Source organism: Pseudomonas sp. AK181 (genome assembly GCF_051122975.1).
Lineage (GTDB): Bacteria > Pseudomonadota > Gammaproteobacteria > Pseudomonadales > Pseudomonadaceae > Aquipseudomonas > Aquipseudomonas lactis.
Genome location: NZ_CP146348.1, coordinates 3,384,330 through 3,396,041 on the forward strand (window position 1 = coordinate 3,384,330; position 11,712 = coordinate 3,396,041).

The window sequence follows — 11,712 nt, forward strand, 5'->3', positions numbered from 1 at the left end:
ACCTTTATTATTCAAGTCGCTTTCAACTGTAGGAGCGAGCTTGCTCGCGAAAAACGCAAGGGCAACGCGTTTCGCCAGAATGCCCGTGTAATCGTTAACGATCTTCGCGAGCAAGCTCGCTCCTACAGGTATCGGTCATGTATCAGGTTCGGGCGTTGAGCCAGGCGTTGATGAGCTGTTCGAAGGTCTGCTGCACCTGCTGGATCAGCGTTTCGTCATCGATCTCCCCCGCCATCCACGCCCGGCTCGGCTCGTGGAAGATCGTGCGGCCCACGGCAAACCCACGGCAGGTGCTGCTCTGGCTGGCTTGCTTGAAACCATCGGCGAGAAATTCGGGGGAAGCATTCAGGCCCAGCAACACCACGCCACGGCAGTACGGGTCGCGTTCCTGGATCAGTTCGTCGAGCTTTTTCCAGTCTTCAGCCGACTGGGTTTCGATCTTCCACCAGGCCGGGTAGATGCCCAGGTTGTAGAGGCGTTTGAGGCTGCGGTAGAGCACGTCCGGGTAGGTGGACGGATGATCCTTGGGCGGGATGACTTCCAGCAGCAGTTCGTGACCACTGACCAGCGACGCCTCGTACACCGCCTTGAGTTGCGCTTCCTGTTCCAGGCGCAGCATCGGCTCGTCATCGGGGTGAAATTGCACCAGGCACTTGATGATGTGCTCCTGGGGCCAGGCAATCAGGTTGCTGCCGATCGAACGCCCGTGCTCGAACGCCAGGGGCCGCGAGTTCTGCACTTCCACCGGGCGCGCGATCCACCAGCCGCGACCGCTGGCGGCGTTGAGCGCATCCTGGCCAAAGCGTTGGTCGGCGAGCAGGCCCACATCGGCCTCGACGCCCTGCTCGCTGAGTTTGCGCTCCACGCGTTCGATAGCCTGGATAAACAACTGCTTGATGTCGCTGATGCGCTCAGGGCCCTGGCCGCCTTTTTGCGCCAGCTCCACCAATTGCCAACGGTGATCGAAGGCAAACACGAACAGCTGCTTCCAGGCTTTGCGCGGCACCGTGACGCGGTGCAGGCGTTGCAGGGTCACGTCCTGGTCCGGCCGGGTGATGGGCACCGGGCTGTTGAACAGGTAATCAAGTTCGGCGGGTGTCGGCATCGCTGGCGCACAGGCGTGGCGTGACACCACCAAGCCGCCACAGGCATTGGCCAACTGGCTGCAACGCTCATCGCTGGCGTCATTGATCCAGCCGCTGAGAAAGCCCGACATAAAGGCATCACCGGCGCCCAGCACGTTGAGCACTTCAACACGCACACCAGGGTAGATCGCCCCGTCTTCCAGGCGCGCCGGAATCGCGCCGTGAATCACCGTGCAGCCCTGGGGGCCGAGCTTGACCACCAGGGTGGCTGGGGTCAGTTCACGTACGGTGCGCAGGGCCGTGAGCAGGTCTTCACTGCCGCCAGCGATGAGGAACTCTTCTTCGGTGCCGACGATCAGGTCGAAACGCGGCAGGATCTTCTGCACATGCTGGCTGACATTCTGGTCGGCGACGAAACGGGTTTCGCCATCAGCCTTGCTCGCCAGGCCCCACAATACGGGGCGATAGTCGATATCCAGCACGCGCTTGACGTTGTGCTTGGCCGCGTAGTCCAGGGCCTGGAGGCTGGCCTTGTACACGCCGTCGGTGGAGAAATGCGTGCCGGTGATCAACAGCGCCTTGCTGGAGGCAATAAAGGCTTCGCTGATGTCTTCGGCGCGCAGGGCCATGTCGGCGCAGTTTTCGCGGTAGAACACCAGGGGGAAGGTTTCGCGATCCTTTAGGCCCAGCAGCACCAGGGCGGTGAGGCGCTCCGGGTCGACCTTGATGCCGCTGACATCGCAGCCTTCGCGGGCCAGGGATTCCACCAGGAAACGGCCCATATGGTCATCGCCTACCCGGCTCAGCATTGCCGACTTGAGCCCAAGCCTGGCGGTGCCGAAAGCGATATTGGCGGAGGAACCGCCGAGGTATTTGGCGAAGCTGGACACATCTTCAAGCCGCGCACCGACTTGCTGCGCATAGAGATCGACGCCCAGGCGCCCGAGGCAAATCAGATCCAATTGACGCCCACTGGCAAAACGAGTCTGGCCCATGCTGGCTCCTGTTATTTTTATCAGCCTGCGTTGTGCCGCCGTGGCGACGGCAAACGCTCTTGGTGGGAGCAGACTAGAACGTCCGGAGGCAGCAATCAATATTTATTCCATAATTATTTTATGTGGAATATTTTTTCCAATACTTCAGGATAGTGGCACGCCAGCGCCCATGCATCGTTTCAGCAGGCCACGCGGGCCGTGATGCCGGGGTATTTTTTTGCGCCTACCCTGTAGACTTGCGCCACCTATCAGCGCATCAGACGAACACGCCAGAAGGATTGCCCATGTCCCGCACCGATCCCGAGACCACCCTGGAAGAAACAGTCGCCAGCCCTCCGGTCAATGCCGAACGCCTGTTGCAGCTGATCACCGACGAATACGAGAGCCTGCCGCGCCAGCTCAAGCGCATCGCCAGCTACATGAGCCAGCAGAGCGACCGGATTATGGTCGACCGCATCAGCGACATCGCCCGGGAATGCGAAGTGCACCCCTCGGCCATCGTGCGGTTTTCCCAGCGTTTCGGCTTCAGCGGGTTCAGTGAGATGCAGGCGCTGTTTCGCGAGGCGTATACCCACAAGACCACACCGGTGCAGAACTACCAGCAGCGCATCCGCAGCATGATCGCCAACAAGTCGCAGAAGGCCAGCGGCGGCGACCTGGCGCGCGAGTGCGTCAACGCCACCCTCTCGGGCATCGAACGCCTGGGGCTGGAGCTGGACGATGCGGCTTTCGAGAAAGCCGTGGACCTGGTGGTCAATGCCGACAACATCTACGTGGTCGGCGTGCGCCGCTCTTTTGCGGTAGCCGACTACCTGGTCTACAACCTGCAGCACACCAACAAGCGCATCCACTTGATCTCGGGGCTAGGTGGCAGTTACCGCGAGCAGATGCGCAGCGTGCGCGCCAATGACCTGGTAATTGCGATCAGTTTTACGCCCTACGGCAAGGAGACCCAGCACTGCCTGCGCATCGCGCAGCATCACCAGGCCAAGACCCTGATCATCACCGACAGCAACCTGTCGCCCCTGGCCAAGCGGGCGAACGCGGTGCTGTTGGTCAATGAAGGTTCTTCGTTTGCTTTCCGCTCGTTGAGCGCCACCCTGTGCCTGTGCCAGGCATTGTTTATTGCGGTGGCGTATCGGTTGGAATTGAAGGTGGATGAAATCCATGAGCAGGTAGGATTTGACGACTGACAAGGCTTGCCCTATCTGCCCTCTGTAGGAGCGAGCCAGGAGTGGATTTAGTGCATGAAGATCGCGATCAGGATGATCACCGGAATCGGCACGCCGAGGAACCACAGCAGTAATGAGCGCATCATGTTCTCCTTGAATTAACGAACGTAGTTTTCGGTTTCGACGTACACCACGGCATCCCGGCGGCGACCGCCGAAGGTGGCGGCAAAGCTGGCGAAGAACGCACCGATGAGCAGCGCTACAAAGGTCCACAGCGAGGTGTAGGCCGCCACTTTCGCCGCGGTCTCGGCGGCCTGCTTGGCTTTGAGCTTGGCGTCTTCAACGGCTTTGCGCGCATCGCCATAGACCTTGTCGATACGAGCTTCGGCATCGGCCTGGCTGAGGTTGGTGCGCTGGCTGATCAGTTGAGCCAGGTAGGCGCGGTCTTCCGCTGCCAGTTGGCCGTCGTTGCTCAACGTACGCGTCAGGATGCGACCGACCACGGCGTGGGCTGCATCATCGCTGACCGCCGCAGGACGATCATCGCGGAACAGACTGTCGACGTAATAACCGAAGTCACCACTGTCGGCACCCTTAGCCGCACTGCCCGCCGCCTGGGTGAGGCCGCTGGCCGCGCCCGAAGCCACACTCGCACCCGCTTTCACGCCGCCGCTGGCCACACTGCTGACCGAACCGACCACCAGCATCGCCGTGATCAATGTGGCCACTGCCCACGCCAGGAAACCATGGGCGGTATCGCGAAAGTACACCTCGTCGCCATGCATATTGGCCCACTTCACCCGCAACCGACCGGCGATGTAACCGCCCAGGCCAGAAGCGACGATCTGGGTGAACGCCAGCCAGACAATCGTGGAAATACCAAGGCCCTTGGCGCTGATACCGCTGTCCGCCCACGGCGACACCGCCGAAAAGCCCAGGCCGAAACCCAGCAACACCAGGATCAATGACAAGGCAGCCGCCGCAGCGGCCCCGGCGAAAATCGCCCCCCAGGAAACCCCGGAGAGCGTGCTTGACTCTTGCAGCGTGGATGAGGATGTGATCATTGTTGTTTTGCTCCAGGCACGAAAAATGATGTTACAAGTCTCAAAACGGACAGTGCAGGCAGCGTGCCAGTCGCGATTAAAATTAAATTCCTTTGATTTCAATGATTTATTTAAATTGAACTTAGCCACATCATGCAGATTGCAATAAACGGCGATATCAGGCGGGCGTAATGCACTCCCCTGTGGGAGCGGGCTTGCCTGCGATGGCCATAGGTATCTACACAACTTTGTAGCCTGTAGCAGCCGACGCTAACCACGATGCGAAGCGAGCCGCTCTTGATCTGCTTTTGATCTTAGGCGCCCCGTTAAACCACGCTGGCCGGAATTCGACAGTGATTTGGGGGGTAAACCGGCAGGGATGCCGGTTTAGCCGCCCCGCGCCATGGATGGCGCGTGGCGGCGGCCCCCCAAATCACTGGCGGATTACGGGCACACCGAGCCTGGGCGAGGTGCCGAGTGGTGGGGCAAGAGCCCTTTTGGTTACTTTTGGGGCTCTTTTCCAAAAGTGACCCGCTGTCAGAGCGGAACCCTAAGTGGCCGTTACCTAAATAACGGATATGTACCCGGTCCAACTGTGTTGACTGCCAGGCCGCCTTCGCGAGCAAGCCCGCACAGTTTGATTGTGGGGTGTCAGGTAGAGAAGTGTCGGCTGGTAGGCCACCATCGCAGGCAAGCCAGCTCCCACAGTGTTCGATGTAGTACCAGTTTCAGGAAGATGAAGTTTTATTTAGGAAACATTCAGCAACTTCTTGGCAAAATGTCGCCACTTCTAGTGTGAACGCTCACCAGGTACTCCTATGACCCGCATTTTGACCATCGAGGATGACGCCGTAACGGCCCGCGAGATTGTCGCCGAGCTGAGTAGCCATGGACTGGACGTAGATTGGGTGGACAACGGCCGCGAGGGCCTGGTCCGCGCCGTGAGTGGTGATTACGACCTGATCACCCTCGACCGCATGCTGCCCGAACTCGATGGCCTGGCCATCGTCACCACGTTGCGCACCATTGGGGTGTCTACGCCGATCCTGATGATCAGCGCCCTCTCCGATGTCGACGAGCGCGTGCGCGGCCTGCGTGCCGGCGGCGATGACTACCTGACCAAGCCGTTCGCCTCGGATGAAATGGCCGCCCGTGTCGAGGTGCTGCTGCGGCGTAAAAGCACGGTCCAGGAGTTCGAAACCGCCCTGCGCGTGGCCGACCTGGAACTGAACCTGATCAGCCGCGAAGCCAGCCGTGCCGACCAGCCGCTGACCCTGCTGCCCACCGAATACAAACTGCTTGAATTCCTGATGCGCAACACCGGGCAGATCCTGTCGCGGATGATGATTTTCGAGGAAGTCTGGGGCTATCACTTCGACCCCGGCACCAACCTGATCGACGTGCACATTGGCCGTCTGCGCAAGAAAATCGACCCACCGGGCCTCACGCCGCTGATCCGCACGGTACGAGGCTCGGGTTATGTCATTGCTGAACCCCTCTAAAGGCTGGCGCTCTTCCAGCAGCCGCTTGCTGGCGCTGTACAGTTCGTTGTTCGTGGCCTGGAGCTGCATCCTCATGGGGGTGCTGTACTACGAGGTGTCGGGCTACCTCAGCGACTTATCGCGCCATTCCCTGCTGCAACGCCAACACCTGTTCCAGCGTTTTGACGGCGAAGAACTGGTGGAAGCGCTTACCACCAGTATGACCTTCGACATGAAGGGCGTGGACGCCTATGGCCTGTTCGATGAGCAATTTCGCCCCCTGAGCGGGCCGATCCGCGCCGTACCACCCGACTTGCCGCTGGATGGCAAGATCCACGCCCTGACCAATTGCGTGCAATCCGATGACCCCAAACTGCCCAAGGACAGTTGCGACGCGGTGGCCACCCACACCGAAGACGGCCGCTGGCTGGTGTTGGTGCGCGCCAACGGCTCGTTGTTCGGGGTAACGCGGATCATCTGGCACGCCCTGCTGTGGGCACTCTCTTTGACCATCATCCCCGGCGCGGCTGGCTGGCACCTGCTGCGCCGTCGCCCGTTGCGGCGCATTCGCGGGATCCAGGCCAGCGCCGAGGCCATCGTCGCCGGCGACCTCACGCACCGCTTGCCGCTGTCCAACCGGCGCGACGAGCTAGACATGCTCGCCGCCATCGTCAACGCGATGCTCGACCGCATCGAAAAACTGATGAACGAGGTCAAGGGCGTGTGCGACAACATCGCCCACGACCTGCGCACCCCGCTCACCCGCTTGCGCGCCCAGCTTTACCGCATCAAGCAACAAGCCGAGGAAGACTCAGCCCACGCGGTAAAGCTCGATGACGCCATTGCCGAAACCGACACGCTGATGGCGCGCTTTCGCGGGCTGCTGCGCATCTCGGAACTGGAAGACCACCAGCGCCGCTCCGGCTTCCTGGTGCTGGACCCGCTGCCGTTGCTGCGCGAGCTGCATGACTTCTACCTGCCCCTGGCCGAAGAAGGCGAACTGGAGCTGGTGTTGCAGGCGCCTGACTCACTGCCGTGGATTACCGGTGACCGTGCGCTGTTGTTTGAAGCCCTGGCCAACCTGCTGAGTAACTCGATCAAGTTCACCCCGCCCAAGGGCAAGGTGATCTTGCGGGCAGTCAACGACCTGGGCAGTACGCGCATCGAAGTGCTCGACTCCGGGCCGGGCATTCCAGCCGCCGAGCGCGCGTCGGTGTTCCAGCGTTTCTATCGGGTCGATGAGAGTGATCAGCAAGGCGGGTTTGGTTTGGGCCTGTCGATTGTGGCGGCGATCATCAACTTGCATGGCTTCAAGCTGGAGGTCGGCACCAGTGAGTTGGGCGGCGCCCGCTTGGTGCTCGAATGCCGCCAGCAGCTGATGCCGGAATAGAACCCTAACGCAATAACGCAATGTAGGAGCGAGCTTGCTCGCGAAAAACTCACGGGCGCCGCGTTTATTCAGGAAGCGCGCGTTATCGTTGACGTTTTTCGCGAGCAAGCTCGCTCCTACATGCGTATCAAGACCATCGGCGCTATAACACGTTACCCATGGCCTTGATCAACGCCGGGTCACGCGCATAAATATCCGGCGCGTACACCAGCTCGCCCTGGCGATCCACTTCTACCGTCCAATACCCCAACAGCACCGGTACCGGCGTGGCCAGCCTGAACTCATGGGTTTCGCCGGTCGCCAGCAACTCATCGGTGCGGGTGCGTTCGGCCGGCGTTACCAGCAGGTCGCGCAATAACAATGGTTGCTCGACCCGCACGCATCCCGAACTGAACGCCCGCGGGCCCTTGGTGAACAACGGTTGGCTCGGGGTATCGTGCAGGTACACCGAATACGGATTGGGAAAGCGCATCACTATTTTGCCCAACGGGTTACGCGGGCCGGCCTGCTGGCGCAGCAGGATATTGCCCGGGCGTGCCCAGTCGACCTGGTCGGGGGTCAACGGGTGACCCTCGGCGTCGAGCACTTGCAGGTTTTGCTGGCGCAGGTATTCAGGGTTGAGACGGATGGCCGGCAGCTTGTCCTCGCGCATGATGGTCGGCGGGATGGTCCAGGTGGGGTTGAGGGTCAGCCGGGTGATGCGCGACTTGAGCAACGGCGTCTGGCGTTCGGCCCGGCCCACTTGCAGGCGGGTTTGCCACACCGGGATGCCGCTCTGGTACACGCTCAGTTGCGCGGCGGCCACATTGACCACGACGCCTTCAGGCTCCAGGTCCTGGGCCAGCCAGCGGAAACGCTCTAGGTTGATGCGCAGTTGTTCACGACGCATCGCCGGGCTGATATTGAGTTCGGCCACGGTGCCGGCGCCGATCACGCCGTCGGCCTGTAACGAGTGGCTGAGCTGGAAGGCTTTCACCGCCTTGACCAGTTCGCCCTGGTACTGCTTGTCGTTGCCGCTGGGCAACTGGGCCAGGTAGCCACCGCTGTGCAGGCGCCGCGCCAGATCCGGCACGCGGGGGTCGTTCATCCCCGGGCGCAACAGCGCGCCGTCGGCGACCGGGTCCCAATGGGGCAACGGTTGCTGGCGCACGCCGGCATAGGCATTGCGCAGGCTGCGGTACAAATCGGCGCTGGGCCGCGCCTGGTCGAAGGCTTGGGCCATGTCGTGCAGGCCGGTGGCGGCGAACGCCAGTACCTCGGTATTCGGGTCGCCACTGGGTGGCTGGGAGTGCCAGAGGGGCTCAAAGCGAGATTGCGGCAGGCGCCCGTAGTGCAAATCCTGCAGAGCTTGCAGGTACTGCTGGCTGTTGGCGATATCGCTGCACAGTACGTTGGCCGTTGCATCCGTCGCAGGCAAGCTATAGTGGGTGGGGTCCAGGCCATCGTCGGCAAGCATCAGCAACTGGGCGTGCAAGGCTTGCCGGCGTTCGTCAGCCGCCCATAGCGGGGCATCGCCCTGCTGCTGGTAAAAGGCTTGCAGGCGCGCCAACGCGGCGGCATCGATACGCGGCGCAAGGTGCGGGCAGACACTGGTCAACTGCGCCAAGGCCTGTTGCAGCGGCTCCAGCGCGACCGGCGCGGGGGTGGTGACGGGCAAGGGTTCAATCGGCAGCGTTTCGGCTGTAGCGACCAATGGTGCAACGAGCAGGCAAATGCTCAAGTAACATGCGTGTTTTTTGAACAATTGACTTAGCTCCACTCCACAGCGGGGACTCGACTGTAGATGCTGACTTTTATACGCAGGCACAGGCTAACCAGCCTGGGCTTGATCACCGGGTGCCTGGCTTTATTGAGCAATGTTGCGCTCGCCGCCAATGGCCCCTCTCCTTCCCTGTATAGCAGCCTGGCGCGCTCTGCTCCAGAACTCAATCCCACCGTGCTCAAAAGCGCCCTGAGCGCCGTGCAGTGCGCGGTCAATAACGGCGAGGAACGTTCCGATCGCCTAGCGGTTATTGACTACTCCCAGCCCTCGACCGCCCGTCGCCTGTGGATCTTCGACCTGCGCAAAAAGACCTTGGTATTGCGCGACCTGGTGGCCCACGGCGCCAAGTCCGGGGAAAACTTCGCCACCCAGTTCTCCAATCTCGAGGGTAGCCATCAGTCGAGCCTGGGGTTGTTCCGCACCCAGGAGAGCTACCTGGGCGCCCATGGTTACTCGTTGCGCATGGACGGTCTGGAACCCGGCTTCAATGACCAGGCCCGCGACCGTGCCATCGTGATTCATGCTGCCGACTACGTCAGCCCGTTGTGGAGCAAGCGCGAAGGCCGCATCGGCCGCAGCCAGGGTTGCCCGGCCGTGCGCCCGCAAGTTGCCCGCCAAGTGGTGGACAAGCTCAAGGACGGGCAGTTCATGTTTTCGTGGTACCCCGACCAGCGCTGGCTGAAGTCATCGACCTACCTCAATTGCAAACCCCAACAGGTGGCGAGTAGTCGTACAATCCGTGGCGGATAGCCTGTCCCCATAGATAAAAGAGAGCGTCGCATGCTTCTACACACCTCCACCTGGATCGAAATAGGGCAGTTCCTGGAACGCAGCCGCACGGTGGTGATTCCCATCGGCTCCAACGAGCAACATGGCCCCACCGGCCTGTTGGGCACTGACTGGATGTGCCCGGAAATCATCGCTCATGAGGCACAGAAGCACGCCGACATCCTGGTCGGCCCGACCTTCAATATCGGCATGGCCCAACACCACCTGGGCTTTCCCGGCACCATCTCCCTGCGCCCTTCCACCTTTATCGCCGCGATTGGCGACTGGGTGCGCTCGCTGGCCGGGCATGGCTTCGAAAAGATCCTGTTCCTCAACGGCCACGGCGGCAACATCGCCACGATTGAAGCGGCGTTCTCCGAACTGTACGCCGAAGCCAGCTTCGCCCGCCGCCCGGCCGGGTTCGCGCTGAAGCTGGTGAACTGGTGGGATCTGGAAGGCGTCACTGACCTGGCCCAGCGTCAATTCCCGGTCGGGCATGGCAGCCACGCCACACCGTCGGAAATTGCCGTGACGCAGTGGGCGTATCCGGACGCGATCAAGTCTGCCGAATACTCACCGCAAATCGCCAACACCGGCCCGATCCGCGAAGCCCTGGACTTCCGTGCGCGCTTCCCTGACGGCCGCATGGGCTCGGACCCGGCGTTGGCTACCGTGGAGAAAGGCGGTGAGTTGGTGGCGTTGGCGGCGCGAGGGCTGGTCAAGACTGTCGACAGCTTCAGCAACGAAGCCAAACCCTGATCCAAATGGGGCTAATACCCTACCCTGTAGGAGCGAGCTTGCTCGCGAAAAACTCACAGGCGCCGCGTTTATTCAGGAAGCCCGCGTTATCGTTGACGTTTTTCGCGAGCAAGCTCGCTCCTACAGGGTGGGTTTGCGTTGTATGTGCGGGTTTATTTGCAATCCTGCGCGGCCTGCTCCAGCCGCGATGGCTTGATCGCCGAAGCCAACGGCTTGCGCTCATACAGGAACACCTTGGTGCCGTCCTGGGACTTGTAGGCCTCCAGCACATCATCGGCAGCAATCTTGCTGGTCAACAGCACCTTGGCGTGGCGCGAGTTCTGGGTGACGGTCGAGGTGATGCCGTGCTTTTCCAGCTTGGGCAGCACGCACTGCACATAACCGTCGGGGGTTTTATCGGTTTGCAGGGTCAGCGATGGGGCATTGGGCGCCGTGATACAGCCGGTCAGCAATAACGAAACACAAGCCAGGGCCGGGGCGAAGAAAGAGCGCATATACATTCCTGAAAATAACCAATAGGGTTCACAACCATTCGCGGGTCAACCTGCGCGAACCAGGGCCTTGAGCGACGCATCGAACTGCTTCAGGGCATCTTGCTGTACATCGCGTTGTTGCTCGATCAGTGCAGCAATCTCTGGCGCCGCCTTGTCGTGCACCCACACGGACGGCACGTGCTTGTCCACCGAGCCTTCGGCCTTGGCGATAAATTGCAGGTTCGCGTCATAAAAGCGTGCGACAAAGCGTGCTTCGACCCGGTCATTACGCTGGGTCAGCAATTGGTTATGGGTATCGAGCACCACCACCACATCCGGGTGCGCCTGCACCAGGGCATCCAGGCTGCTATAGACCGTCACCGAGAAAAAAGTGCCCTGCAACGAGTGCATCAACCAGTCAATCGCCAGTTCCGGGTCGGAGCTGTTGACGAACGCCTCGCGAATCCGCCCATCCAGCGCATCCTTGGCGCCGTTCAGCGCCATGGCGTGGTAGCGTTCAAGGTAGCTGAGGTTGTCGCGGGTGTTTTCACTGAACAATACCCCCACCGACTGGGCACGCTGCAGGGAGTCTACGCTACCCACCAGTGGCAGCAAATGGCCTGTACGCACTTCATCGGCCATCGCCGGGGTGGTCATGACCGCGGTGCCCAGCATCAGGGCCATCAAAGCCAACTGGATAATCGTCCTCATCGCGCATTTTCCTTGGGCTGCGTCTCGATGTGCAGATTCTGCGCGTTTGGCGAAAAAACAGAACTTGTGATCC

Annotated in this window: 10 protein-coding genes; 5 read left to right on the forward strand and 5 right to left on the reverse strand. The window is 61.1% G+C overall.

What is annotated here, in order from left to right:
* Positions 1 to 142 precede the first annotated feature (142 nt).
* On the reverse strand, positions 143 to 2,080 hold the full coding sequence (locus V8689_RS15470; protein ID WP_056787442.1) for a bifunctional 5-dehydro-2-deoxygluconokinase/5-dehydro-2-deoxyphosphogluconate aldolase: 1,938 nt from the start codon (positions 2,078 to 2,080) through the stop codon (positions 143 to 145).
* 284 nt (positions 2,081 to 2,364) lie between these two features.
* Between V8689_RS15470 and V8689_RS15475 the strand changes: the two genes are divergently transcribed.
* Positions 2,365 to 3,273: a MurR/RpiR family transcriptional regulator gene (locus V8689_RS15475; RefSeq protein ID WP_003191682.1), complete on the forward strand. Its 909-nt coding sequence runs from the start codon at positions 2,365 to 2,367 to the stop codon at positions 3,271 to 3,273.
* A 137-nt stretch (positions 3,274 to 3,410) separates the two neighbouring features.
* Here the strand turns inward: V8689_RS15475 and V8689_RS15480 are convergent, their stop codons facing one another.
* A complete protein-coding gene (locus tag V8689_RS15480; RefSeq protein ID WP_056787441.1) occupies positions 3,411 to 4,316 on the reverse strand; it encodes a hypothetical protein in 906 nt (301 codons plus the stop codon).
* A gap of 797 nt (positions 4,317 to 5,113) precedes the next feature.
* Here V8689_RS15480 and V8689_RS15485 point away from each other — a divergent pair.
* Positions 5,114 to 5,797, forward strand: a complete 684-nt coding sequence (locus tag V8689_RS15485; RefSeq protein ID WP_003191687.1) for a response regulator transcription factor — start codon at positions 5,114 to 5,116, stop codon at positions 5,795 to 5,797.
* Entirely contained in the window at positions 5,775 to 7,166 is a 1,392-nt protein-coding gene (locus V8689_RS15490; RefSeq protein WP_056787438.1) for a sensor histidine kinase, read from the forward strand. The genes V8689_RS15485 and V8689_RS15490 overlap by 23 nt, the downstream gene beginning before the upstream one ends.
* A gap of 142 nt (positions 7,167 to 7,308) precedes the next feature.
* Here V8689_RS15490 and V8689_RS15495 read toward each other — a convergent pair whose 3' ends face one another.
* Positions 7,309 to 8,910 carry a L,D-transpeptidase family protein gene (locus tag V8689_RS15495; protein ID WP_056787436.1) on the reverse strand — a complete coding sequence of 534 codons (1,602 nt, stop codon included), beginning with the start codon at positions 8,908 to 8,910 and terminating at the stop codon, positions 7,309 to 7,311.
* A gap of 39 nt (positions 8,911 to 8,949) precedes the next feature.
* Between V8689_RS15495 and V8689_RS15500 the strand changes: the two genes are divergently transcribed.
* Both V8689_RS15500 and V8689_RS15505 read left to right on the forward strand, forming a co-directional pair.
* Positions 8,950 to 9,678: a murein L,D-transpeptidase catalytic domain family protein gene (locus V8689_RS15500; RefSeq protein WP_056787434.1), complete on the forward strand. Its 729-nt coding sequence runs from the start codon at positions 8,950 to 8,952 to the stop codon at positions 9,676 to 9,678.
* 30 nt (positions 9,679 to 9,708) lie between these two features.
* Complete coding sequence (locus V8689_RS15505; RefSeq protein WP_056787433.1) at positions 9,709 to 10,455, forward strand: creatininase family protein; 747 nt, start codon at positions 9,709 to 9,711, stop codon at positions 10,453 to 10,455.
* A 152-nt stretch (positions 10,456 to 10,607) separates the two neighbouring features.
* On the opposite strand, the gene V8689_RS15510 is transcribed toward V8689_RS15505, so the two are convergent.
* Both V8689_RS15510 and V8689_RS15515 read right to left on the reverse strand, forming a co-directional pair.
* Positions 10,608 to 10,949 carry a hypothetical protein gene (locus V8689_RS15510; protein ID WP_056787430.1) on the reverse strand — a complete coding sequence of 114 codons (342 nt, stop codon included), beginning with the start codon at positions 10,947 to 10,949 and terminating at the stop codon, positions 10,608 to 10,610.
* 45 nt (positions 10,950 to 10,994) lie between these two features.
* Complete coding sequence (locus V8689_RS15515) at positions 10,995 to 11,639, reverse strand: hypothetical protein (protein WP_056787427.1); 645 nt, start codon at positions 11,637 to 11,639, stop codon at positions 10,995 to 10,997.
* Positions 11,640 to 11,712 lie beyond the last annotated feature (73 nt).